At 62.1% G+C, this 22817-nt stretch carries 22 protein-coding genes; 15 read left to right on the top strand and 7 right to left on the bottom strand.

Going from position 1 to position 22817, the window contains the following annotated elements:
- The first annotated feature begins 131 nt into the window (after window positions 1–131).
- Genes CJEIK_RS04870 through CJEIK_RS04860 form a run of 3 tightly spaced genes read left to right on the top strand, consistent with a single transcriptional unit; the run spans window position 132 to window position 2777 of the window.
- Complete coding sequence (locus tag CJEIK_RS04870) at window positions 132–569, top strand: FxsA family protein (RefSeq protein ID WP_005294658.1); 438 nt, start codon at window positions 132–134, stop codon at window positions 567–569.
- Window positions 566–1993 carry an apolipoprotein N-acyltransferase gene (gene lnt / locus CJEIK_RS04865; protein WP_005294655.1) on the top strand — a complete coding sequence of 476 codons (1428 nt, stop codon included), beginning with the start codon at window positions 566–568 and terminating at the stop codon, window positions 1991–1993. Before CJEIK_RS04870 ends, lnt begins: the two co-directional genes overlap by 4 nt.
- Window positions 1986–2777: a polyprenol monophosphomannose synthase gene (locus tag CJEIK_RS04860; RefSeq protein ID WP_005294653.1), complete on the top strand. Its 792-nt coding sequence runs from the start codon at window positions 1986–1988 to the stop codon at window positions 2775–2777. The genes lnt and CJEIK_RS04860 overlap by 8 nt, the downstream gene beginning before the upstream one ends.
- Here the strand turns inward: CJEIK_RS04860 and CJEIK_RS04855 are convergent.
- On the bottom strand, window positions 2768–3145 hold the full coding sequence (locus tag CJEIK_RS04855; RefSeq protein ID WP_011273522.1) for an RNA polymerase-binding protein RbpA: 378 nt from the start codon (window positions 3143–3145) through the stop codon (window positions 2768–2770). The genes CJEIK_RS04860 and CJEIK_RS04855 overlap by 10 nt on opposite strands.
- Window positions 3146–3213: 68 nt before the next feature.
- Between CJEIK_RS04855 and CJEIK_RS04850 the strand changes: the two genes are divergently transcribed.
- From CJEIK_RS04850 to CJEIK_RS04840, 3 genes are read left to right on the top strand one after another with little or no spacing between them, the layout of a single operon-like run.
- On the top strand, window positions 3214–3543 hold the full coding sequence (locus CJEIK_RS04850) for a hypothetical protein (RefSeq protein WP_011273521.1): 330 nt from the start codon (window positions 3214–3216) through the stop codon (window positions 3541–3543).
- Window positions 3544–3563: 20 nt separating this feature from the next.
- Window positions 3564–4247: a YceI family protein gene (locus tag CJEIK_RS04845; RefSeq protein ID WP_005294644.1), complete on the top strand. Its 684-nt coding sequence runs from the start codon at window positions 3564–3566 to the stop codon at window positions 4245–4247.
- 11 nt (window positions 4248–4258) lie between these two features.
- Window positions 4259–4426, top strand: coding sequence for a hypothetical protein (locus CJEIK_RS04840; protein WP_005294641.1), 168 nt, complete (start codon window positions 4259–4261; stop codon window positions 4424–4426).
- 23 nt (window positions 4427–4449) lie between these two features.
- On the opposite strand, the gene CJEIK_RS04835 is transcribed toward CJEIK_RS04840, so the two are convergent.
- The gene (locus CJEIK_RS04835) at window positions 4450–5709 is read right to left on the bottom strand and encodes an alpha/beta fold hydrolase (RefSeq protein ID WP_005294639.1); all 1260 of its coding nucleotides are present in this window, start codon (window positions 5707–5709) and stop codon (window positions 4450–4452) included.
- 89 nt (window positions 5710–5798) lie between these two features.
- Here CJEIK_RS04835 and CJEIK_RS04830 point away from each other — a divergent pair, with 89 nt between their 5' ends.
- Window positions 5799–7025, top strand: coding sequence for a glycoside hydrolase family 1 protein (locus CJEIK_RS04830; protein WP_005294636.1), 1227 nt, complete (start codon window positions 5799–5801; stop codon window positions 7023–7025).
- Window positions 7025–8236 carry an MFS transporter gene (locus CJEIK_RS04825; protein ID WP_005294633.1) on the top strand — a complete coding sequence of 404 codons (1212 nt, stop codon included), beginning with the start codon at window positions 7025–7027 and terminating at the stop codon, window positions 8234–8236. Before CJEIK_RS04830 ends, CJEIK_RS04825 begins: the two co-directional genes overlap by 1 nt.
- Before the next feature lie 3 nt (window positions 8237–8239).
- Here the strand turns inward: CJEIK_RS04825 and CJEIK_RS04820 are convergent, their stop codons facing one another.
- The gene (locus CJEIK_RS04820) at window positions 8240–9655 is read right to left on the bottom strand and encodes an HNH endonuclease (protein ID WP_005294631.1); all 1416 of its coding nucleotides are present in this window, start codon (window positions 9653–9655) and stop codon (window positions 8240–8242) included.
- A gap of 156 nt (window positions 9656–9811) precedes the next feature.
- On the opposite strand from CJEIK_RS04820, the gene CJEIK_RS04815 reads away from it, so the two are divergent.
- Window positions 9812–10606: an SDR family NAD(P)-dependent oxidoreductase gene (locus CJEIK_RS04815; protein WP_005294628.1), complete on the top strand. Its 795-nt coding sequence runs from the start codon at window positions 9812–9814 to the stop codon at window positions 10604–10606.
- Here CJEIK_RS04815 and CJEIK_RS04810 read toward each other — a convergent pair.
- The 3 genes from CJEIK_RS04810 to CJEIK_RS04800 form a co-directional block, all read right to left on the bottom strand.
- A complete protein-coding gene (locus tag CJEIK_RS04810; RefSeq protein ID WP_005294626.1) occupies window positions 10581–11858 on the bottom strand; it encodes an amidase family protein in 1278 nt (425 codons plus the stop codon). The genes CJEIK_RS04815 and CJEIK_RS04810 overlap by 26 nt on opposite strands.
- The gene (locus CJEIK_RS04805) at window positions 11845–13524 is read right to left on the bottom strand and encodes an FAD-binding dehydrogenase (protein ID WP_005294624.1); all 1680 of its coding nucleotides are present in this window, start codon (window positions 13522–13524) and stop codon (window positions 11845–11847) included. Before CJEIK_RS04805 ends, CJEIK_RS04810 begins: the two co-directional genes overlap by 14 nt.
- 85 nt (window positions 13525–13609) lie before the next feature.
- Complete coding sequence (locus CJEIK_RS04800; RefSeq protein WP_005294622.1) at window positions 13610–14842, bottom strand: class I SAM-dependent methyltransferase; 1233 nt, start codon at window positions 14840–14842, stop codon at window positions 13610–13612.
- Between the two features lie 180 nt (window positions 14843–15022).
- On the opposite strand from CJEIK_RS04800, the gene CJEIK_RS04795 reads away from it, so the two are divergent.
- Entirely contained in the window at window positions 15023–16438 is a 1416-nt protein-coding gene (locus tag CJEIK_RS04795) for an NAD(P)/FAD-dependent oxidoreductase (protein ID WP_005294620.1), read from the top strand.
- On the opposite strand, the gene CJEIK_RS04790 is transcribed toward CJEIK_RS04795, so the two are convergent.
- Entirely contained in the window at window positions 16435–16914 is a 480-nt protein-coding gene (locus CJEIK_RS04790; RefSeq protein WP_005294618.1) for a PaaI family thioesterase, read from the bottom strand. The genes CJEIK_RS04795 and CJEIK_RS04790 overlap by 4 nt on opposite strands.
- Window positions 16915–16958: 44 nt before the next feature.
- Between CJEIK_RS04790 and gndA the strand changes: the two genes are divergently transcribed.
- The 5 genes from gndA to CJEIK_RS04765 are packed head-to-tail and all read left to right on the top strand — an operon-like array spanning window position 16959 to window position 22815.
- Window positions 16959–18404, top strand: coding sequence for an NADP-dependent phosphogluconate dehydrogenase (gene gndA / locus CJEIK_RS04785; RefSeq protein ID WP_005294616.1), 1446 nt, complete (start codon window positions 16959–16961; stop codon window positions 18402–18404).
- Window positions 18405–19553, top strand: a complete 1149-nt coding sequence (locus tag CJEIK_RS04780; protein WP_005294612.1) for a DEAD/DEAH box helicase — start codon at window positions 18405–18407, stop codon at window positions 19551–19553.
- A 16-nt stretch (window positions 19554–19569) separates the two neighbouring features.
- Window positions 19570–20940, top strand: a complete 1371-nt coding sequence (locus CJEIK_RS04775) for a hemolysin family protein (protein ID WP_005294610.1) — start codon at window positions 19570–19572, stop codon at window positions 20938–20940.
- The gene (locus CJEIK_RS04770; RefSeq protein ID WP_005294607.1) at window positions 20940–21983 is read left to right on the top strand and encodes a hemolysin family protein; all 1044 of its coding nucleotides are present in this window, start codon (window positions 20940–20942) and stop codon (window positions 21981–21983) included. The genes CJEIK_RS04775 and CJEIK_RS04770 overlap by 1 nt, the downstream gene beginning before the upstream one ends.
- On the top strand, window positions 21976–22815 hold the full coding sequence (locus CJEIK_RS04765) for a hypothetical protein (protein ID WP_005294605.1): 840 nt from the start codon (window positions 21976–21978) through the stop codon (window positions 22813–22815). Before CJEIK_RS04770 ends, CJEIK_RS04765 begins: the two co-directional genes overlap by 8 nt.
- Window positions 22816–22817 lie beyond the last annotated feature (2 nt).

The raw sequence follows: 22817 nt of genomic DNA, 5'->3' as shown, positions 1-22817 counted from the left end.
AGTTAAGCTATCGCGTGTAGGAACTATTTTTCCTACACCTTCGTTATCGTTATGTAAGCACGCTTTCGTTACAAAGATCGCGTTTTCATAACAATTTTTCAGACGGATACTTTAGGAGTTTCCTTACAGCCATGCAATTCTTACCCGCCGTGTATCTCGTCGTAGAAATCATCGCCTTCATTCTCTTAGGCGTGTCGGTCGGCTGGGGCTGGGCGCTGCTGATCCTGTTGGGCCTGTTTGTGCTGGGTATCGCCCTGGCCTTTTGGCAGATGCGCGAGCTCACCGTCCGCGCACTGCAGCAGAAGGATCATCCCGGCGAGCTCACGGCCGACATGGCGCTGTCCATGGTGGGTGCAGTGGGCGTAGCCGTTCCCGGCATCGTCTCGAGCTTCTTTGGCATCTTCTTCCTGATTCCGCCGACCCGTTCCCTGATCCGCAAGATGCTGGGGCAGGCGGCGCGCCGTTCCCTGGAGCGTTTCGGCGTGACCACGTACTCGCGCGTTAGCCACATCCAGAACTCGGGTGGTTGGGGAGATGTCATCGACCACCGCGCGGGCGAGAACGGATGATTTTAAGGCTCCTCGCCGCTGTCTTTAGCGGCGTGATGGTCTTTGCTGCCTTCGAGCCGACCGGCCTGTGGTGGGCGGCGCCACTCGGGTTTGCGCTGCTGTTCTACTTCGCCGATCACCGCCACGCCATGCTGATGGCCTGGGTGCAGGGCCTCACCATCTATGGCTTGTTGCTGCCGTGGGTGGGGGAGTTCGTTGGCCCGGCCGCCTGGATCGCATTGGCGCTGGTTCAGTCCCTGTACAGCCTGTTGTTCGGTGTGGGGCTCAAGCTTTTGGTCCGACGCCCCCTCACCGCCCAAGTACTTGGCATTCCCACCTGGTTCGTCGCTACTGAGTGGCTGCGCTCTTCCTTTCCCTTCGGTGGCTTCCCGTGGGGCCGCATCGCGTGGGGCCAGGCCAGTGGTCCCATTAGCTGGCTGATCCGCCTCGGCGGGCCTGCGTTGGTCACTTTCGCCGTGGTGCTGATCGGCTTGCTCCTGGCACTGAGCATCCGCAAGCACCGTGCACCCGCATATTCGTTGGCTGGCGTGGTGGCCCTGATCGCCGCCTACGCACTGCTGATCCCCGCCACACCCACTGACCGCACAGTGGATGTCGTCGCCGTCCAAGGCAACGTGCCGCGTCTGGGATTGGACTTCAATGCCCAGCGCCGTGCCGTGCTGGATAACCACGTGCGTCGCACAGAGAAGCTGGAGTCACACCCAGATATCGTCATCTGGCCGGAGAACTCCGCTGACGTCAATCCCTTCACCAATCCCGCCGCCCGCCAGCAAGTCGAGCGCGCCCAGCGTTCCGTGGATGCACCGATCCTCGTCGGTACCGTAAGCCCGCAGCACAACACGATGGTGGCGTGGGATAGCGACGGCCCAGGGGAGAGGCACGTTAAGCGCTTCCTACAGCCCTTCGGCGAATACATGCCCTTCCGCGATTTCTTGCGCAACTTCAGTGAATACGTCGACCGCGCCGGTGACTTCCAGCCCGGTGATGACAATGGCGTGGTTCATATGAACGGTATTCCGGTTGGTGTGGCCACTTGCTACGAGGTCAGCTTCGACGGGGCGTTCCGTATGGCAGTGCAGGGCGGAGCGCAGATTCTCACAAGTCCGACGAACAACGCGACGTTTGGGTTTACGGATATGACCTACCAGCAACTCGCCATGTCTCGGATGCGCGCCAAGGAGTATGATCGCGCGGTGGTGGTGGCCGCGACCTCGGGAGTTTCGGCGATCGTCAACCCCGATGGTTCGGTGGAGCAGCGTACCGCCATTTTTACTTCTAACGCCCTCGAGGCCGAGTTGCCCTTAAGCGATACAATGACACTGTCAGCCCGCGTCGGCCCATGGGTGGAATGGATTCTGGCTATTCTGGGTCTGCTGTCCGTGGCATTTACTTATAGGAGAGGTAAGAAAGCTTTTCATGAATAAGCTCAGCGATAAAACACTGGTCATCATCCCGACCTACAACGAGAGGGAAAACCTTCCTCTGATCATCGGTCGACTACTGAAGGCCGAGCCCGAGCGCGTGGACGTCCTTGTTGTCGATGATTCCAGCCCGGACGGCACCGGTGAGCTGGCCGACGAGATGGCGGCTGAGAACCCGAAGATTCACGTGATGCACCGTGGCGGCAAGGGCGGCCTGGGCGGCGCTTACATCGCTGGCTTCCACTGGGGCCTGGAGCGGGACTACGAGATCCTGTGCGAGATGGATGCAGACGGCTCCCACGCGCCCGAGCAGCTCTACCTGCTGCTGGATCGTATCGACGCGGGCGCGGAGATGGTCCTGGGTTCCCGTTACGTCAAGGGTGGTAAGACCGTTAACTGGCCGGTCAGCCGCGAGGTTCTGTCCCGCGGTGGCAACGTTTACGCCTCTGTGGCGCTGGGGGCTGGACTGTCCGACATCACAGGCGGCTACCGTGCTTACCGCCGTGAGGTACTAGAGGGCATCGACCTGGATGCCGTGGATTCCGCCGGCTATGTCTTCCAGGTAGACCTGGCTTGGCGCGCCGTCGAGGCTGGCTTCGACGTACGCGAGGTTCCGATCACCTTCACCGAGCGAGAGATCGGTGATTCCAAGATGAGCGGCAACATCGTCTCCGAGGCTCTGCTACAGGTGACGAAGTGGGGTGCCGCGCACCGCTTTAACCAGGTGAAGAACCTGGCTCAGGAGTCTTGGCGCATCGGCGCGGGCACCGTGCGCAGCTACTTCTGATTCGCTTCCTGCTGCTCCTTCATGAGCTTCACCGCCGTGCGGCGGCGCTTGCGGAGCAGCTCAATGCGCTCGTCGAGCAGCTCGTCGAGCTCCTCGAGGCTGCGGCGTTCGCGCAGCATATCCCAGTGCGTGCGCGGGGGCTTTACCGGCTTAGATTCCTGGCCTTCGCCCTCGACCAGCGTGCCCATCTGGCCGTTCTTGCACATCCACTCCTGTGGAACCTCCGCATCGTCGGCGAAGGGAACCTCGTAGATTTCCCCAGCCTCGGTGCGGTACTTCACCATGCGGCGGGGAGCTAGGTCGTGGTCGCGGTCCGTCTCATAAGAAACGGCACCCATGCGACTTCCGCGCAGTACGCGATCGGCCATCTTGCATCACTCCTCAATCAGTTCGAACTAATCCATCATAACAACGAACCCCTAAGAAGAATTGTTCCATGCCTCGTCCAAAGCACTGTGCCTGGTGCGGCAGGGTAGTTGAACCCGGCCCGACGAACCGGCCCCGCAAGTTCTGCAACCAGTCGTGCCGTCAGCGCGCCTACGAGCAACGCACCCAATTGGCTGGCACCTCAATCCCGGCGGACTCCGTAATCATGTCTGCCAGCGCGGCCGAGAAGTTCCACGATGACCTTTTCGAGCTACGCTGCGCTGCCGAGGACCTGTGCACGGCGGTAAAGGAAGGGGAGTCCGCCGAGGTGGTGGAGGAGTTGGCGTCAGAACTAGAGGGCCTGGCCCGCCGCATCGAGCAACTTCGGGGACGCAGGTAGGAAGGGCTATGCTATAGGGCATGCGTAAGGGAATCATCACTCTCGCCGTAATTGGCATGATTGTCGGTGTGCTGATGGCTTTCGGGCCGCTCGTGGCGAACTACTTTAGCGACCGAGGACTGCGAACCGCAGACATAACCGCAGGTGGCGAGCCTGCTAGCGTGGGCATGGACGGCTCCTGGCAGGTAGTAAGGGGAGCCGGCGATAACGTCTCACAGGCTGGTTACACTTTTGATGAGAAGCTGCCCGCGGGCTCCAAGACCACCTCGGGCCGCACCGAGGACGTCGAGGGCGACGTAAAGGTTGAGGATAAGAAGCTCACCGAGGGCAAGATCACGGTCGACGTAGCCAGCATCAGCAGCGATGTGGAAAAGCGCGACATCAACGTGCGCAAGAGCATCCTGCACACCGATAAGTTCCCGAAGGCCACGTTTACGCTGACGGAGCCCGCCGACGTCTCCAATCTGCCGGACGACGGCACGACCGAGAAGGTAAAGGTCACCGGCGACCTCGAGCTGCGCGGCAAGAAGAATCCGGTGACCGCCGAGCTGAAGGTTCTGCGCACCGGCGAGCACGTGATCCTGCAGGGCAACATCCCGTTCAAGCGCAGCGACTTCGACATCCAGACTCCGCAGTTCGTCGCCGCGACGATCGCCGACGAAGGCACCATCGATCTGCTGCTGGTTCTCGAGCAGGATAAGTAGGCGGCGGTCACATGTCTCCGGAGATGCTCAAGTACTCGCGCATCATGCGCATCGTGGTGCTGTTGTTCTTTATCGGCTACCTGCTGTGGCAGGGCACGGGCCTGACGTATTTCTTCGCCGCGGTCTGCGCGCTGTTCCTGGCCGCCACCTGCTATCAGCTGTGGCAGTCCAGGGATTAGCCGATAATATACATTATGACACTTTAGCTTCCTACCACGTTGGGCATCGCTGCACTGCCTTCCACAGATCCCTGCAGCTGCCCCACCGGAGCCTCGCAGGTGCGCCCCAGCGGCTCGCCACGGAAACGCTTCAAGATGAAGTCGATGCCGAACGCGCCGCCCGTCACCGCCTGAATAAAGTGATTGTATTCACCCACCGGCGGCATGATGTCGTCGCGGTACTCGACCTGCGCGCCCTTCTCGCACCACGTACGCGCCAATTCCTTCGCCTGGTTGTACTCGACGTTTTTGTCGTGACGCCCAGAAATCACCATCACCGGCGCCACCGGACGCTTAAGCCCAATGCGCTGATCCTCCATAGCTTCCCGCGCCTCGGGCATCTCCTTCAGTAGCTCATCGAGCGTCTTGCCCGACTTAGTCCACTCGCTAGTCTTCTTGTGCCCGTATTTGTCCGTAATCTCCCCAGTGCACATCGTGGATAGATCCTTCAGCGCCTGCTTGCCCTCTTCGTTGAGGTGCTTATCCAGCAGCGGCTGCAGATGCGGATAGCGTTCCAACAAGCCGTTAATCGTAAAGCCGATCGCCCCCATAAGATCCGAACCGTCAATGTTTCGCTGCACCGCCTCCAGATCCGCCGGCGGCGCAGATGCGTAAGCGCCCACCACATTCAGCTCCGGAGCGTACTCACCCGCCGCCTCGACCGCCGCAGCCGACGCACCGCCGCCCTGCGAATGCCCGTAAAACGCCACCGGCCCGTCCCCCACACCTGCTGCCCGCGCTGCATCCAACATCGCGTGCGCCTGGTCATCCCGGTTCATATATGTGTGCACACCCGGGGTGCCCATGCCGATATAGTCGGTCACCACCACACGCACACCCTTAGAGGCAAATACCCAGTCGTAGATTCCCTCTAGGTTCACCAAACGCTTCGACTTGATCGGATCCGGCTGCCCATCCAGAGGCCAGTTCTTGCTCGGTGCACATTGGTCACCTTGCCCAACCGTTCCGCGGCCAATAACGACCGTTGGGCGTGGCCCCTTGCCTTTCCACTCCACCACCGGCTCCACAATATATCCACTGACCTGCGCTTTCTTCCCCTCTGAGGTGGTCGTCGTGTACTCGATCCGATCCACCGTCTTCGGCATTCTCATATGCAGATCGCCGAACACATTGGAGTACGCGACCTTCTCCCTCTTTGTTATCTGCGCAGCCTCGGCGGGCGACGCGAATCCGGCAAATGCAATGACTGTTGCGCATGCGAGCGCTGCTGTTTTCCTAAGCATTATTTTGTTGTAGCAAACCAATTACCCCCGATGGGGTAAAAACCGAAAACTTTGCCAACGAAAACTAAGGGCGTCAATAAGTTAAGTGCATGGACCTCAGCAACATCCGCATCGGGACCGCATCGGCGGGGCTGCAGATCGAAGGATCGCCGCGCCCCAACAACTGGAGCGACTGGGTCGCCAAAGATGGCACTACCCCGCACCCCACTACCGACCACTGGCACCGCTGGCAGGAAGACAACCAGCTCATGAGCGACCTCGGGCTGCAGATCGCGCGCGTCGGCGTGGAGTGGTCTCGCGTGGAGCCCGAGCCCGGCCGCTACGATCACGACGCACTCCAACGCTACAGGGAAGAGTTCCTCGATCTGCGCGAACGCGGCATCGAGCCGCTCGTTACGCTGCACCATTTCGGTCATCCCGCCTGGTTTGAAGCCAACGGCGCGTTCACTCGCGAGACGAACGTGGAGATCTTCCTGCGCTACGTCGACGTCGTGCTCGACCACCTGGGTGACGTGGTTCGCGACTGGATCACCATCAACGAGCCTAACGTGTTCGCTACCGAGGCTTATCTTTTCGGCTCTACCCCGCCCGGCCGCGGCGGCCTGCCCAAGGTGCGCCCTTGCCTGCGGAACATGGCGGCAGCACATCTGCTGGCCTACCGACGCATCCACGACCGCCAGGAGAGTCCGCGCGTCACCTTCGCCCACCACCGGCGAGTTTTCGCCCCCATGAACCCGCGCAACCCCGTCCATCGGCTACTTACTCCCCTGGTCGAGTGGCTTTTCCAGGGGGCAATCGAGCCTGCCTTCTTCGAGGGGCGCTTCCACCCCGTACTCGGTCGCCCCAGCCTCGACCTGCCCAGCGGCGGGGTCTTCGCCGATGCTGTCGCCATTAACTACTACTCGCGCACGGCGGTGCGCGGTTTTTCTGACGCCACCTTCCCCGGCACACCAACCAATGACCTCGGCTGGGAAATCTACCCGCCGGGGATTGCAGAGGTCTCCGCCGATCTTGCGAAGCGCTACCAGCTGCCAGTGTGGATCACGGAGAACGGAACCGCCGATGCCGACGAACGCTTCCGCTGTGCGTTCATCCTTGACCATTTGGCGGAGCTTTCCCGTCTGCCAGAGGTGAAGCGCTACTACCACTGGTGCTTCGTGGACAACTGGGAGTGGTCCGAGGGGATGGCACAGAAGTTCGGAGTGGTGGACGTGAATCGGCAGGTTAAGCCCGCTGGACGGCTACTGCAGGCACTCATCCGCGAGGGCGCAATCACCCCGGAAATAGATGCTGAGTTCAGAGAGAAGGGGCACTGATGTTACAGACGCTTACCGCCGCCGAGCGCGAGCCGAAGCTGTTCTATTGGAAGTTCGGCGTGGCCTTCTTCGGGTCCGTCTTCGCCTGGGCAGGCCCCACTCAGCTGCTGTTGGGTTTGCAGATGATCGAGCTGCGGCCCGATAACAAGGAGGATTCCCTCGCCCTCATGATGATGCTCGGCGGCGCGACGGCCGTAGTTACGAGCGTACTGACCGGCTACATCGCCGACCGCAGCTGGTTTTGGGTGGGGCGCTGGGGCAAGCGTCTGCCATGGGTACTCCTAGCTGCGCCTCTGGTCACACTGGGGTTGCTGCTAATGTCTTTCACTCCTGGGTTCTGGGTGCTCACCGGACTGTGGTGCCTGGTGCAGGTGTTCGTTGCCTTTGTAACGAATAACCTCATGACGGTCACGGCTGATGTTGTCCCCCAAGAAAAGTTCGGGTTAGTTTCCGGAATCGTCGGCGCGACCTACACCTTCGGAATCGTCGGCGGGACTGCCGTTGCCGCTGCTTTGCCGATCCAGCAGGCGTATTGGGTTGTGGGCGTCATTTCCCTTCTTTTTGTCTTTCAATTCGCGTTCGGACGGGGCCGCGTGGATGTGCACGTGCGCCCGCACAACTCGCTTTCTGCAACAGTTGGCGACGAGGGTTCATACCGCAATTATTGGCTAGTCTTCTGCAGCCGTTTCGTGATCCACTTGGCAAACTACACCAGCTTGTTCTACCTGCTGTATTACCTCCGGGACCATATCGGCATACCGGATCCGGATGCCGGCGTGTTGGAGCTCACCCTGCTTTATGCGGTGTTCACCATCATCACTGCGTTTATCAGTGGTGGCGTGTCGGACCGGCTGGGGCGGAGGAAGATCCTGGTGGTCGTCTCGGCGCTTGGTGTCGCGGGCGCTACGGGCATGATGACTATCGCCACCAGCATGGGTTTGGTTTATGCCGCGGCGATGCTGTTGGGGTTGAGTTGGGGCGTGTTCAGCAGCGTGGATCAGGCCATGGTTAATGAGTCACTGCCCAGCAAGAAGAACCGTGCGCGCGACGTGTCACTAATGTCGCTCACCCAGGGGGTCAGCAACATGTTCTGCGGCGGCCTCGCGGCCCTCGCGTTGAGGCATTTCGATTACCCCGGCATGTTCCTGATGTGCAGCATCATCTGCGTGTTCGGCGCGCTGCTGGTACTGCCCGTCACATCCTCAAAGTAGTGGTTAGAACGGCGGTTCCTCTTCGTTCTTTTGTAACTGTTCGAGCTGCTCGATCTGACGACTCAACTCCTCTCGCGCCATCTCGGCGATGGCGTTGGCGATAGTGATCTCACTGTTGATCCGTCGCTCTAATTCCTCCTTGATTTCCTCAACGGAGGCGCAGTTCAGCATCTGCTGCAGCTGCTCGCGGGTAATGGACAGCCCGCGTGGCATCATTGGATCGGCATTGAGTTTCTCCTCATTGAGTTGCCGCACAACACGCGCTTTGCGCACCCCGCGCTCGGCGAAGTTCTCACGTGCCAGCGGCCCATCGGGAACGGTCACAACCTCGTGGCCGTCGCCGTGGGAGGTCCACACTTCGGTACCATCGGCGTGAAGTGCAACATCCCAGGTACCAGCCGTTTTTAGGCGGTGATGCATACGACAAAGGAGATGCATGTTCGCCGTCGACGTCGGACCGCCGTCAGCATGGCGGTGCACATGGTCGATGTCGCATGTGTACCCCGGCGCATCGCAGCCCGGAAAACGGCAGTGCCCATCGCGCCCTATTACTGACGCCCGCAGCAGCTCCGTCGGCTGATATCCCTCCGTCGCGGTGTACCCGGGTGCCGCCAGGTGGGTTACTTTCGCGAGCCACTCGCAGCTAGCAGCCTCGGACAGCCAGTGATCCTCGGCGAAGACTCCGCGGGGCTGCGGGCCGACGGCCTTGTACAGGTTCAAAGTGACCTCGGTGGTGATGTTCTGCTCGAGCATCGCCAGGAAGGCCTCCCCCATGGAGCATCCGCGCTTCAGGGAGGCCGCCTTCACAGCCTTGTGCAGCTCCACCCCGCGCAGGCGCGGAACTGTGAGGGTGAACGCAGTGGTCTCGTACTGGCTGCGGTCGATCACCAGTTCGGGCGAATTCGTATCCATGGGCGGAGTTTCATCCAGCGGAACCGCTAGCTTGTCCCAATCCCCCACAATCGCCTTGACCTTGTTGTAGGCCGCCCGCGGCGTGGGAACCTGCTGGTTTGGCACAGTTGGCTTCAGGGCCTTCAGGATCTCCTGCTCCACCTCGGCGCGCTTGTCCGGAGCCACGGCCTCGACGGCCTCGGTGACCTGCTGGATATGACGAATAGTGAAAGCGCCGCTGCGGAACAGCTGGTGGAGTTGTGGGAAGGCTTGGAGCATCAGCCCAGCGTCGGCATAGTTGGCCGCCACTACCTTGCTGATACCGAAGCGCACCGCGAGCTTGGAAACATGATCGGGAACGAGGTCGTCCGGCGCCGGAGTAGACTGCTCGACCATCGCTAGATGGGTCAGATTAAGGGCGCGGGACGTCGCCGTCAGCGGGTCATCGGAGCGCGCGAGCCGGTAATAGGGCTCAGCGATATCCGGCGGCGGTTCGGTGGTGTTAGCGGTGAGTGTTGTGGTGTTCATACGATCCCCTTCGTGAACTAACACAATTTTAGAACACGCAATCGAACCGGTCAAGTATTTTAGACAATTAAATGTTATTGCTTCAACCTAAACTAGAACGTTTGAACGAATCTTCTTTCGTCCCCTAACCCCCAAATTTCGTGTAAAAATGACACTATGAGCACTTTGGACCTCTCCCAGGAAACCGTCCTCATCACGGGCGCCAGCTCGGGTCTCGGCAAGGAATTCGCCAACCAGCTGGCAGCCAAGGGCGCAAACCTCGTACTGGTCGCGCGCCGCCAGGATCGGCTGAACAAGATTGCGGCGGAGATTAAGAGGCGTCATAAAGTAAAGGTCGAGGTAATAGCCAAAGACCTATCCGAGCACGGCGTGGCCGGCGAGATCTCGTGGGAGCTTTCGACGCGCGGGATAACGGTGACCTCGCTGATCAATAACGCGGGCTTCGCCAACTACGAGTCATTCAGCGACGTCCCAACCGACCGCCTCCGCGCGGAGATCGCGGTCAACGTTCACGCGCTGGTGGAGCTGACGCACATGTTCCTGCCGCGGTTCGAGGAGCGCGGGAATGGGTTCATTTTGAATGTGGCATCTATCGCAGGGTTCCAGCCCTCCCCCGGCATGGTCGTTTATGGTGCAACGAAATCGTTTGTGCTGTCGTTCACGGAAGGTCTGTACGCCGAGCGGAAGGGCTCCGGCGTGCGGATTATGGCGCTCTGCCCCGGGCCGACGGAGACCGAGTTCTTCCGCGTGGCTGGCAGCGACCGCGCCGACGGCGGGCTGAAGCGAATGAGCAGCCACGACGTTGTGGCCGCCGGTATAGAAGCTCTGCTACGCAAGTCGCCGCCGCCGTCCGTGGTCGCAGGCACGTTCAACAAGGTGCTGATGAGCGTGTCGCAGCGCATGCCACGTCGCGCCATGACGGAGATTATGGCGCGGTTGATGAAGCGCTAGCCAAGTCCAGCAGAAGGCGCTCGTCGCGAGCCACCAGTTGCACACCAACGGGCAGCCCATCATGTCCCTTACCGACGGGAATATTCATCGCAGGGTGCCCGGAAACATTCCACAGGGCGGTGTAAGCCACCGATGGCAAACTCGCGATCTGCGCCGCCAGCATTCCCTTACCAGTCAGCACACCAGCGCGCGCCGGGCGGGAAGCAACAGTCGGGGTCAGTAGCACGTCAATGTCGTCGAACACCCGATCCAGCTGCTCGCCCAAACGGTCGGAAAAGCCTTCGGCCCAGCGCAGCACTGGACCTTGCGCCCATACACCCGCCGCACGGGTGACCTTGTGGCGCCTTTCGATGCGCTCGGGGTACTCCAGCTCGGCAATTTCCTTGCGGATTCCAGCGAAGAACTGAGTAACAAACGCAGCCGTCGGATCCTTATGCCGCAGCCTGTAATCGCGCACCTCGTGGCCCATTCCACGCAGCCGCTCAGCCATCGCGTGCACAGCACGGACGTGGTCACGATGCGGTGGGGTTAGCGGCGTTGAGGGTTGCAGGCTCACGCCGATTCTTAATGACGCCCCCTCGGTTTCGGTAGCGACGGAGTCAGATAGGGCGTCAAAAAGAAGGGCACAATCTTGCGCAGTGCGGGCGATGGGGCCGGCGGTGCCAAGGCGGCACCACAAATCCTCCCCCGGCAATGTGCCCCGGGCGGGCTTGAGGCCGTACAGGCCGCAATGCGCGGAGGGAATGCGGATGGAACCGCCACCATCGCCGCCGACGGCGAAAGGCACCCAACCAGCGGCAACTGCTGCTGCGGAGCCACCAGAGGAGCCACCCGGAGTGTAGCGCGTATCGTGCGGGTTACGGGTGATTCCGCGAGCCTCGGACTCGGTGAAGGGGAACGCGCCAAAGGCGGGCATGGTGGTTTTTCCAAGAATGATCGCGCCCGCGTTACGCAAGCGGCGAACAATCTCGTCGTCGGCGTCAACGGGCGTGGGGTTTGCGTTAGTGCCGTAGGTGGTGGGCACTCCGCGGACGTCGACTTCTTCCTTGATGAGCACCGGCACCCCGTGCAGCGGGCCGGGGTTGGTGCTGGAATCTAGGTCGGCGGCGGCTGCCAGCGCTTCATCGTCCAGGAGTACCGAGATGGCATTGAAGTGCCGGTCCTGGGCGCGGATGCGGCGAAGGGTCTTCTCAATGAGCGGTACAGCGCCGTTTTCCAGCGCCTCGGCGCGCCATTCGTTAGAGCTGAGCAATGGTCGCCTTCAGGTTTTCGCCGACGCGCTTGCCGGAGTGGATGCAGCCACCCAGGAAGGTGCCTTCGAGGGCGTTCTTTCCGTGCATGCCGCCACCGCCGAAGCCAGCAACTTCGCCGGCTGCGTACAGGCCAGGCAGAACCGAGCCATCGGTGCGCAGGCAACGACCGGAAAGGTCGGTCTCGATGCCGCCGAGCGTCTTACGGGTCAGCACGTGCAGCTTGACGGCGATCAGCGGTCCCTTGGACTCGTCGAGCAGGCGGTGCGGGGCGGCACAGCGGACGATCTTGTCGCCCAAGTAACCGCGGGCAGTGCGGATGTAATTGATCTGCGCATCCTTGCTGAAGTTGTTGTCCACCTGCGAGTCGCGGTCCTCGATGATGCGACGCAGGTCGTGGACGTCGAGGGCGGGAGCGTCGTCGTCTGCGATGGCGTTCATGCCCTCGACCAGGGATCCCAGGTCGTCGGCGACCACCCAGTCCTCGCCGTGATCCATGAAGGCCTTCACTGCGGGGTGAGTGCCGGGGCCGACCTTGGAGAGCAAGTTCTTGACCTTCTTGATCGTGAGATCCGGGTTCTGCTCGGAGCCGGAGAAGATGAACTCCTTGTCGGCGATAGTCTTGTTCAGGATGAACCAGGAGTAACTGTGGCCCGTGGTACCGAGGTGCTTCATGGTGGCGATCGTGTCGCCGCCCGGAATGATGTTGCTTGGGAAGCGCTTGCCGGTCGCGTCAATCCACAGGGAAGAAGGTCCAGGGATGATGCGGATGCCGTGGCCGGGCCAGATGGAGTTCCAGTTCTTCATACCTTCCGTGTAGGCCCACATGCGGTCGGTGTTCACAAGGTTTGCGCCAGCGCTTTCGGAGATCTGAATCATGCGGCCGTCGACGTGCGCGGGCACGCCGGTGACCATGTCGTTCGGCACCGGCCCCCACTGGTCGGTCGGCCACGCGCGACGCACCAGGTCGAGGTTGCCGCCGATGCCGCCGGAGGTTACGACAACGGCACGTGCGCGCAGCTCGAACTCCCCTACGGTCTTTCTAGATGACGCCACGCCGCGGTCCAGATCGCTCGGTTCCAGCACGCTGCCGCGTACGCCGACGACGGCGTCATTTTCTACGATCAGCTCGTCGACCTGGTGGCGGAAGCGGAACTCGACCTTGCCTTCCGCCTCCGCGGCCTCGATGGGCTCGCGGAAGACGCGCACGACCTCCGGCCCAGTGCCCCAAGTCAGGTGGAAGCGGGGCACGGAGTTGCCGTGGCCACTGGCGTCTCCGGAACCGCGCTCGGCCCAGCCGACGGTGGGCAACACGTTGAGGCCGAGGGCCTTGAGGTAGTCGCGCTTCTCCGTGGCGGCGAATCGGACGTACTCGCGGCCCCAGCGGCGGGGCCAGTAGTCGTTTTGGGAATCATCAAACTGCGCGGAGTTCTCCCAGTCGCGCCAGGCGAGCTCCTCGGAATCCTTGACTCCCATCAGCTTCTGCTCGGGGCTGCCCACGTAGAACAGGCCACCGAGCGACCAGAATGCCTGTCCGCCCAGGTTGTTACGGTTTTCCTGGTCCAGGATCAGGACCTTCAGACCCGACTTCTGCGCCTCGTAGGCGGCGACGAGGCCGGCCAGGCCGGCGCCGACGATGATGACATCGGGATTCGTGGGAGTAGTCACGGAAAGAGTTCCTCTCGGGGGTTATGCGCGAATAGTTATTATTACGCTAAAACTATCCGGCGAACCCCGCGGGGAAATCGCAAAACTACTTCGGGGCGAGGACGAATTGGACGCACCCGATGTCCTCGGCGGTGGCCAGTGCCTCGTGGAGAGCCAGCTGGTAGTCCCAGAGGTGGCGGAACACCGGGTCGAAACCGGCGGCCGCGGCCTGGCGCTCGCGGGAGAGGAAGTTCGCACGCCACAGTGGCAACGTCGCGCGCAGGTGGGCGCTGAGGTTGTTCTCCGCGACGACGGTGAGTTGGGTGTGCTCGGCCGCGACCTCGCGGACCTGCTGGACGGTGGGGTACTCCAGGGCGGGCCAGACATAGGCGCGCATGACGTCCAGGGATTCGCGGGCGGTCTCACGCATCTCGTCGGTGGCGATGATCGACTGGATCACGGCCAGCCCGTCGTCGGAGAGCATGCGGTCGACGGCCTTGAGGTAGTGGCTCAAACCCCCGAGCCCCAGGGTTTCCATCCGCTCGACGGAAAAGATTGCCTCGTAGCGACCGGACCACTGGCGCGGGGAGGGCACCGGCCCGGCGATGACCTCCACGTTCACCGCTCCCCCGACACCGGCGGTGTGGACTCGGGCGCGCACGGCGTCCGCGTGGTCCTCGTCGCTGGTCAGAACGTCCACGCGGGCGCCACGTTTGGCGGCCTGCGCAGCCAGCTGACCACCAGAAGATGGCATCTCCAACACGCGGTCGCCGGGGCCAACCTCAGCCTCGTCGAGCATGGTGATAATGCGGCGGCGCTGAGCGTCGTCCAGATCTAGGCGCTCCACAGGATCCGGCTCGCCAAACCAGGTGAAGTCGATTCCGTTTTCGTGAGCACTGGTGCGAGAAGCGCTGCTGAACTGGGCAGCCCCCGTCGCGCGGGTGGCGCCGGCGTACAGCTCTACAAGAGCCTCCGGTAGCTCCCCCGGGACAGGACCGCGGCGCTTCGGGGCCTTGCGGGCGAAAAACTCCCCAAACTTCCCCTCGAAAGGCTGATCCATCAAGGCTCCAAGAACCTCCGGGAGAGGTTCAGCGGTCCACTCCCCGGCCATGTAGCCCTCTGCCAGCCCCAACCAGCCGTCGGCGACCACCCGATCGATCACCTGGCCGTCCCGAACGACCATGTGCGGCACCGTGCCGGCGTCCAAAGCAATTCCGTGAGAAGAAAGTAGCGCTTCCATGCGCGCGGTGACGGCCTCGGCCCGGCGACCCATAAAACGAGAGTGCGGGGCAGCAACCAGGCGCGGCCAGCGTTCCTCGTCGATGTACGGAGACGTCATCTTGCCTTCCTTTTGCGCTGTAACTCCCCCCGAAGTTACTAGGAAAACAACTTTTGCCTTCCGAGGCGCAACCGAAAGCGCCCGAAATTCTCGAAAACCGGGGGCTCTCGGTGTGAAGGACAGGCCTTAACCAATTAAGATGGTGCCGGATTACAACCATAAATGAGGAGAAGCAACTAGATGACCAGCACATCAAACCGCCACCACGTCGTAATCATCGGCGCGGGCTTCGGCGGACTGTTTGCGGCTAAGAAGTTCAAAAACGAGAACGTCCAGGTCACGATCGTCGACCGGACGAACCACCACCTGTTCCAGCCGCTGCTTTACCAAGTTGCGACCGGCATCCTCTCCGAGGGCGAGATCGCCCCGTCCATCCGCCAGATCCTGGCGGACCAGGACAACGTCCGCGTGGTCAAGGGCGAAGTCCGCAACGTGGACATCAACGAGCAGACCGTCACCGCCGACCTGGGCGGAACCGATGCCGTACTGAAGTACGACTCGCTCATCCTGGCGGCCGGCGCTGGCCAGTCCTACTTTGGCAACGAGCAGTTCGCTGAATTCGCGCCGGGCATGAAGTCCGTCGATGATGCGCTGGAGATCCGCGCCCGCGTGACCGGCGCCTTCGAGCGCGCCGAGATCACCAACGACCCAGAGGCCCGCAAGCGCCTGCTGACCTTCGTAGTCGTCGGCGCGGGCCCGACCGGCGTGGAGCTGGCCGGCCAGCTGGCCGAGATGTCCCACCGCACCCTGCGCGACGAGTTCCGCGAGATCGACACGGAGGACACCCGCATTCTGCTGATCGACGGTGGCTCGCAGGTGCTGGCGCCTTTCGGCAAGCGCCTAGGCCGCAAGGCCGCCCGCCGCCTGGAGGACTTGGGCGTGGAAATCATCCTCAACTCCCTGGTCACCGACGTGTCCAAGGAGGGTGTGCGATACAAGGACATGAAGACCGAGGAGGAGTTCTTCGTACCCTCCTACGCCAAGATCTGGTCCGCTGGCGTGGCTGCTTCCCCGCTGGGCAAGCACGTGGCCGAGCAGGCCGGCATCGAGGTCGACCGTGCGGGTCGCGTGCCGGTGAACGACGACCTGACCCTGGGCGAGCACCGCAATATCTTCATCGTCGGTGACATGATGAGCAAGGATCGCCTGCCGGGTGTGGCCCAGGTGGCCATGCAGGGTGGCCAGTATGCGGCCAACACCATCCTGGATGAGGTCAACAACGGCACCGCCCCCGAGGGCCGCGTTCCGTTTAGCTACTTCGACAAGGGCTCCATGGCCATCGTCTCCCGCTTCAACGCAGTGGTGAAGATGAACAAGGCCGAGGTCTCCGGTTTCTTCGGCTGGGTCATGTGGCTGGTGCTGCACCTGCTGTACATGGTTGGCTTCCGCAACCGTGCGGTTGCAGCCTTCAGCTGGGGCCTGAACTCCGTATCCCGTCGCCGCTGGCAGCTCGTAGCAACCCGCCAGCAGCTGCACGCCCGCAACGCGATCCGCAAGCTGCGCGACCTGGAGGACAAGGAAAGCATCCGCTCCATCGAGGTGCGCGACAACCTGCGCTTTGGCGAGGGCCGCGACACCCGCGCGGTATCCGACTAGCCCTTCGGCATATCCGGCACTACCTGCGTCTTGAGGAAGGTCAAGGCGCAAGTTTTGCCGGTTTTTTCGTTTTTGTGCTCCACGCGGAACAGGTGCGTGGTGCGTCCAATGTGCTCCGCCTGGGCTGTGGAGACGATGACATCGCCCTTGACGGATGGTCGCAGGAAATGCGTTTGGTTCGAGGTACCCACTACAGCCGGGCCAGCACCTGCGGCGACGAAGCTGGCCATGGAACCGGCGGTCTCCCCCAGGCTGGCATACACGCCGCCGTTGGTCACACCCCAGGGCTGCAGGTGATCCTCGGTGACCTCGAGAGCCAGTTGCAACTTGTCCGGACCGATGGCACGGTACTGCACGCCGAGGGTCCGGTCGAGGGTGGGGTGTTTGGCCAGCAGTTCGTTGAGGGTGGCAATCTCCTGCGCGGTGAGATCGCGCTCAGTGGCAACGCGACTTAGTTCAATGAAAATATTGGACATGTGCCTAAGACTAACCAACACATCGCCCTGTAAGATGTAAAACCATGACTACTGCTGAAGGAACCGCCCAAATTGGTGTTGTTGGACTGGCCGTTATGGGCTCCAACATCGCCCGGAACTTTGCCAACAATGGCCACACCGTGGCCGTCTACAACCGCACCACTGCGAAGACCGACAAGTTCATGGAGGACTTCGGCGAGACCGGCAACTTCGTTCCCGCGGAGACGATCGCCGATTTCGTTAAGTCGCTGGAGCGGCCCCGTCGCGCCCTGATCATGGTGCAGGCAGGTGCTGGTACTGACGCCGTCATTTCCCAGCTCGCCGAGGAAATGGACGAAGGCGACATCATCATTGATGGTGGTAATGCTCTGTACACCGACACGATCCGCCGCGAGGCTGAAATGTCCGAGCGTGGCCTGAACTTTGTCGGCGCCGGCATTTCCGGTGGTGAAGAAGGCGCGCTGAACGGACCGGCTATCATGCCCGGTGGCCCGGCGGAATCCTGGGAGGCCCTGGGGCCGCTGCTGGAGTCCGTGGCCGCGAAAGTTGACGGCACCCCGTGTGTGACGCACATCGGCCCCGATGGCGCGGGCCACTTCGTGAAGATGGTGCACAACGGCATCGAGTACGCTGACATGCAGGTAATCGGCGAGGCCTACCAGCTGCTGCGCTACGGCGCGGGGATGGAGCCGGCGGAGATCGCAGAGGTATTCAAGACCTGGAACGAGGGCGACCTCGATTCCTACCTGATCGAAATCACCGCGGAGGTTCTCTCCCAGACCGATGAGAAGACCGGCAAGCCGCTGATCGACGTCATTGTCGACTCCGCCGGCCAGAAGGGCACCGGGCGCTGGACCGTGAAGGCAGCTCTGGACCTGGGCATTCCGACCACCGGCATCGGTGAGGCCGTGTTCGCCCGCGCGCTGTCCGGCGCCCGCGAGCAGCGCGACGCCACCATCGGCAACCTGCCTAGCGGCGAGCTATCCACCCTGGACGTGCCGAAGGAAGAGTTCATCGAGGACGTCCGCCGCGCACTGTACGCCTCCAAGCTGGTGGCATACGCGCAGGGCTTTGACGAGATCAAGGCCGGCTCCGACGAGCACAAGTGGGGTGTGGACCCCCGCGACCTGGCCACCATCTGGCGCGGCGGCTGCATCATCCGCGCGAAGTTCCTGAACCGCATCCGCGAGGCCTACGATGCGAACGCAGAGCTGCCGTCCCTGCTGCTGGATCCGTACTTCAAGGGTGAGCTGGGTGGCCTGATCGACTCCTGGCGCCGTGTGGTCATCCTGGCCACCCAGCTGGGACAGCCGGTGCCGGTGTTTGCGTCTTCCCTGTCCTACTACGACTCTCTGCGTGCAGAGCGCCTGTCGGCGGCTCTGATTCAGGGCCAGCGTGATTACTTCGGCGCCCACACCTACCGACGTACCGACCGCGAGGGCTCTTTCCACACCCTCTGGTCTGGGGACCGTAGCGAGGTTGAAGCGTAATTGTCCCGATCAGAGTTCGGAAAGCTCGGGCTGGATGATTGCATCACCAAAGAGCTTTCCGCCGAGGGAATAACCAAGCCCTTCCCGATTCAAGCGGCCGCCATCCCCGCGGCCGTCGAGGGACGAGATGTTCTCGGCCGCGGGCCAACAGGTTCCGGCAAGACATTCACATTCGGGCTGCCGATGATTCAGCGGCTGAGGCGGGGGGCGTCCAAACCTAAAAAACCGCGTGGTGTGGTGCTAGTGCCGACCAGAGAGCTGGCGACACAGGTGCGCTCGCGGCTGGACCCGATTGCAAACGCGGCCGGTCAGCGGCTGCTTGAGGTCGTCGGCGGGGTGAAGATTCAGCGGAATATCACGGCGCTGGCCAGGCCCGTGGACATTTTGGTGGCCACTCCGGGGCGCGCCCTGGATCTGCTGGGGCAAGGCATGCTCGACTTTTCCGAAGTGAAGACCGTGGCCATCGATGAGGCCGACCAGATGGCCGACATGGGCTTTTTGCCGCAGGTGACCAAGCTCCTAGATCGCATGCCCAAACAGGCACAACACCTACTGTTTTCCGCCACGCTGGACGGCGACGTTCAGGTGTTGGTGGATAAGTACATGCGGGACCCAGTGACTCACTCTACGGGCGAGGCCACCGCCAGTGTGGACACGATGCGCCACCTGCTGGGCGTGGTGGAAAGCCACGAAGAGCGCAACGAACTGGTCGTGGCGATTGGAAAGCTGCGGAAGCGCACTGTCATGTTCATGCGCACCAAATACGCTGTGGACCGGCAGGTCAAGAAGCTGGTGCGCGCGGGAGTGCCCGCCGTGGGGATCCACGGAAACAAGGGGCAGAACACCCGCCAAGCGGCGTTGGAGGGCTTTACCCAAGGCAAGAACACCGTGTTGGTGGCCACCGACATTGCCGCCCGCGGGATCGACGTGAAGGACGTCGAGCTGGTCGTGCACATCGACCCGCCTGCCGAGCACAAGGCGTATGTCCACCGGGCGGGGCGCACTGCTCGCGCCGGAGCCAGCGGTACAGTGGTAACACTTTCCTATGCAGACCAGCAAGCCGATACCAAAAAGATGATGGCCAAGGCCGGAGTGCACCCAACAGTGCTACCAGGTGCCAAGTTGGTCGCCGAGCTGAAGAAGATTTAGGAGTCGAAATACTCAAGTGGACATAGTTCTTTCCCTAGTCGGGCTAGTCCTGTTTGTGCTGCTGACGGCCGCCACCGGCCTGTTCGTGGCCGTGGAATTTGCGATGACGGGGCTAGAGCGCTCCACCATCGACGAGCACGCACGCACCAAGGGCGACGGCACTGCGAAGTTGGTGCAAAAGGCGCACGGGCAGCTTTCCTTCCTGCTATCCGGCGCGCAGCTGGGCATTACGATCACCACCCTGGCAACGGGTTATCTGGCAGAGCCGATCTTGGCGAAGTTCTTCGACCCGTTGCTGGAGGCCGCGGGTCTGAGCCAGGCCGCCGCCATGCCGATCGCGCTAGTGCTGTCCTTGATTGTGGCGACGGTGCTGTCGATGGTGTTCGGCGAGCTGGTACCGAAGAACCTGGCGATCACCCACCCCATCGAAGCGGCCCGCGCTACGATCCGTCCCGCATGGACGTTCAACGTGGCGCTGAAATGGTTCATCAACGGCATGAACGCTACAGCGAACGCGGTTGTGCGGAAGCTGGGTATCGAGCCGGCGGACGAGTTGGCGTCCGCACGATCGGCCGAAGAGCTCTCGGCGCTGGTGAAGAACTCAACGGGCAACGGTGGGTTCACCGAGTCTAAGGCGCGGATTCTGGATCTGTCGCTGCGGTTTAGTGACGCCTCAGCGGAGGATGTGATGACACCCCGGTCGACCGTCGAATCTCTGACTGTCGAGGAGACCGCGCAGGATCTGATCGAGCTGGCGCTGGAAACCGGGCACTCGCGCTTCCCCGTGACCCGTGGGGACCTGGACGAGACCGTGGGCGTGGTGCACGTGAAGGATGCACTGACCATCCCCCACGACTCGCGCCCCACCACCACTTTGAACAAGCTGATGAAGAACGTCCCCTCCGTGCCGGATTCTTTGAGCGGCGATGACGTGCTGAATCAGGTGCGGGCCGCGGGCTCGCAGCTGGTGATGGTCGTGGACGAGTACGGCGGCACCGCCGGAATCGTGACGATCGAGGACGTGGTCGAGGAGATCCTCGGCGAGGTGTGGGACGAACACGACGACGTGGAAGAGGACAAGGAAGTCCGCAAGACGGGCACCCACTGGGAGGTTTCCGGCCTGGTACGCACCGACGAGCTTCCAGATGCAGTGGGCTACACCGCACCGGAGGGTGACTACGATACGCTCGGCGGGCTGATCATGGCCACGCTGGGGCGCATCCCCGCCGAGGGGGATGAGGTGTTGCTGCCCGTCGGAGACAACGAGATGATGGAGAGCTTCGAAACAGGTATGTCCGGGCGCTGGAGGGCCACCGTCAAGGAGATGGATAACCGACGCGTGGACAAAGTTCTGCTGCAGCCGCTGACTAAGGAGGAGGCAAACTAATGGGTGACATTTGGGCCATAGTTTTCGCCGTCTTCCTGTTGGCGCTCAACGGGTATTTCGTGGCGGTGGAGTTCGCGCTGATTTCCTCGCGCAGGGATCGCTTGGATTCGATGATCGCAGCGGGCAACAAGCGTGCCAAGAGGGTGCTTTACGCCAGCGAGCACCTGTCAATCATGCTGGCGGGGGCGCAGTTCGGCATCACGATTGCCTCGCTGTTGCTGGGTAAGGTCGGCGAGCCCGCGATCGCGCACCTCATCGAGGCACCATTTGAAGCTCTAGGCCTGCCACCGGAGCTGCTGCACCCGGTGAGCTTCGCGATTGCCCTGCTGGTCGTAACGATGCTGCACATCATCCTGGGTGAGATGGTTCCAAAGAACATCGCGTTGGCGGGCCCAGAAACCGTGGCGACGTTCGTGGTGCCGCTACACCTTTTGTTCGTTAAGGTCACGAACCCAATCATGCAGGCGCTGAACTGGATCGCGCGCCATACGCTCAAGCTGATGGGCGTAGAGCAGAAGGACGAGCTGGACTCCACCGTCTCCCCCTCCGAACTGGCCAGCATGATCCAGGAGTCCCGCTCCGAGGGGCTGATCGCCCCGGAAGAGGCCAACCGTCTGGACAAGGCCCTAAGCTCCTCGCGCCGAACACTGGATGAGGTGCTGATCCCCGCGGCCGACGTGCATTGCATCCGGCAGGACGGTCCGCGGATGAAGGTCGCGGCCGTGGAGAAGGCGGTGCAGGAGACGGGCTATTCCCGCTTCCCCGTCACAGATACCAAGGGAAAGTGGATCGGCTACGTCCACGTCAAGGACGTATTGGACAACCTGGTGGAGCCCGACGGCCAGTTGGATACCACGGACATCCGCCCCTTACTGGAGGTCAAGACTGGCTCCAGCTTCGATGTAGCGATGCGCAACATGCGGCGTACCTCCAGCCACATCGCCGCGGTAGTGGATACAAATGGGCAGATTATCGGCATGATCACGCTGGAGGACATCATCGAAGAACTCGTCGGCACTGTCCGCGACTGGACCCATGACTGAGGTACTGCACGACTGGCGCGATAGACAAGCCGCCCACCGGGAGCGCGTGCAGCGCCTTACCGAGGGGCACCGCCGGCGCCGCGCGGAGGGCGAAAGGCACCCGGTGTGGGATTTCATGTTCACCTACTACCCCACTACCCCTGGGAAGCTGAGCCACTGGCATCCGGGCGTCAATAAGGGTGTGGTGTGGGATGGCAACGGCGACCTGCCGCACTACAAGGATCACTATGTGCGCCGTGGCGACGTGTGGACCCTCGATACGGAACGGTTTATGGCCGCGCGAGGCAAGACGGTGCGCTATATCGCACGGCTATTGAAGGCGACCTATCAGCATCCGCCTGTGCTCGGCTGCTTTGGGCTGCACGAGTGGGCGATGGTTTACAAGGATGCACCCCGTCACCCCGAGCCTTTGCGGCTGGGCGGGGCGGGTACCGACGAGGTGGTGGAAGCATCGCAGTTGAAGTGCACGCACTTTGACGCTTTTCGCTTTTTTACTGACGCCGCCGCGCCCCGCAACGCCCACGCTCCGACACGCGACTCGCAGCCCCAGATGGAACAACCGGGATGCCTGCACGCCACCATGGATCTATACAAATGGGCCACGAAGCTGGGGCCGCTGATCCCCGGCGAATTGTGGCTGGATTGCTTTGAGCTCGCATGTGACGTGCGCCGGCTGGATATGGAGGCTTCGCCCTACGACCTGCGCGAATGGGGCTTCGAGCCCGTGCGTATCGAGACCCCGGCGGGGCGGGCGGAGTACGTCGCTCGGCAAAAGGGGCTGATGGAGCGCGGACAGGGGCTGCGTAGAAGGCTGCTGGCCTACACTGGTTAGAA

Source organism: Corynebacterium jeikeium (assembly GCF_028609885.1).
GTDB lineage: Bacteria > Actinomycetota > Actinomycetes > Mycobacteriales > Mycobacteriaceae > Corynebacterium > Corynebacterium jeikeium.
The sequence above is the reverse complement of the archived record's forward strand: the minus strand, read 5'-3'. Positions and strand labels throughout refer to the sequence as shown.

Bases quoted from the DNA above. Each gene is read 5' to 3' on its own strand.
- CJEIK_RS04870 (WP_005294658.1), top strand. From the start codon at position 132: ATGCAATTCTTACCCGCCGTGTATCTCGTCGTAGAAATCATCGCCTTC.
- lnt (WP_005294655.1), top strand. From the start codon at position 566: ATGATTTTAAGGCTCCTCGCCGCTGTCTTTAGCGGCGTGATGGTCTTT.
- CJEIK_RS04860 (WP_005294653.1), top strand. From the start codon at position 1,986: ATGAATAAGCTCAGCGATAAAACACTGGTCATCATCCCGACCTACAAC.
- CJEIK_RS04855 (WP_011273522.1), bottom strand. From the start codon at position 3,145: ATGGCCGATCGCGTACTGCGCGGAAGTCGCATGGGTGCCGTTTCTTAT.
- CJEIK_RS04850 (WP_011273521.1), top strand. From the start codon at position 3,214: ATGCCTCGTCCAAAGCACTGTGCCTGGTGCGGCAGGGTAGTTGAACCC.
- CJEIK_RS04845 (WP_005294644.1), top strand. From the start codon at position 3,564: ATGCGTAAGGGAATCATCACTCTCGCCGTAATTGGCATGATTGTCGGT.
- CJEIK_RS04840 (WP_005294641.1), top strand. From the start codon at position 4,259: ATGTCTCCGGAGATGCTCAAGTACTCGCGCATCATGCGCATCGTGGTG.
- CJEIK_RS04835 (WP_005294639.1), bottom strand. From the start codon at position 5,709: ATGCTTAGGAAAACAGCAGCGCTCGCATGCGCAACAGTCATTGCATTT.
- CJEIK_RS04830 (WP_005294636.1), top strand. From the start codon at position 5,799: ATGGACCTCAGCAACATCCGCATCGGGACCGCATCGGCGGGGCTGCAG.
- CJEIK_RS04825 (WP_005294633.1), top strand. From the start codon at position 7,025: ATGTTACAGACGCTTACCGCCGCCGAGCGCGAGCCGAAGCTGTTCTAT.
- CJEIK_RS04820 (WP_005294631.1), bottom strand. From the start codon at position 9,655: ATGAACACCACAACACTCACCGCTAACACCACCGAACCGCCGCCGGAT.
- CJEIK_RS04815 (WP_005294628.1), top strand. From the start codon at position 9,812: ATGAGCACTTTGGACCTCTCCCAGGAAACCGTCCTCATCACGGGCGCC.
- CJEIK_RS04800 (WP_005294622.1), bottom strand. From the start codon at position 14,842: ATGACGTCTCCGTACATCGACGAGGAACGCTGGCCGCGCCTGGTTGCT.
- CJEIK_RS04795 (WP_005294620.1), top strand. From the start codon at position 15,023: ATGACCAGCACATCAAACCGCCACCACGTCGTAATCATCGGCGCGGGC.
- CJEIK_RS04790 (WP_005294618.1), bottom strand. From the start codon at position 16,914: ATGTCCAATATTTTCATTGAACTAAGTCGCGTTGCCACTGAGCGCGAT.
- gndA (WP_005294616.1), top strand. From the start codon at position 16,959: ATGACTACTGCTGAAGGAACCGCCCAAATTGGTGTTGTTGGACTGGCC.
- CJEIK_RS04770 (WP_005294607.1), top strand. From the start codon at position 20,940: ATGGGTGACATTTGGGCCATAGTTTTCGCCGTCTTCCTGTTGGCGCTC.
- CJEIK_RS04765 (WP_005294605.1), top strand. From the start codon at position 21,976: ATGACTGAGGTACTGCACGACTGGCGCGATAGACAAGCCGCCCACCGG.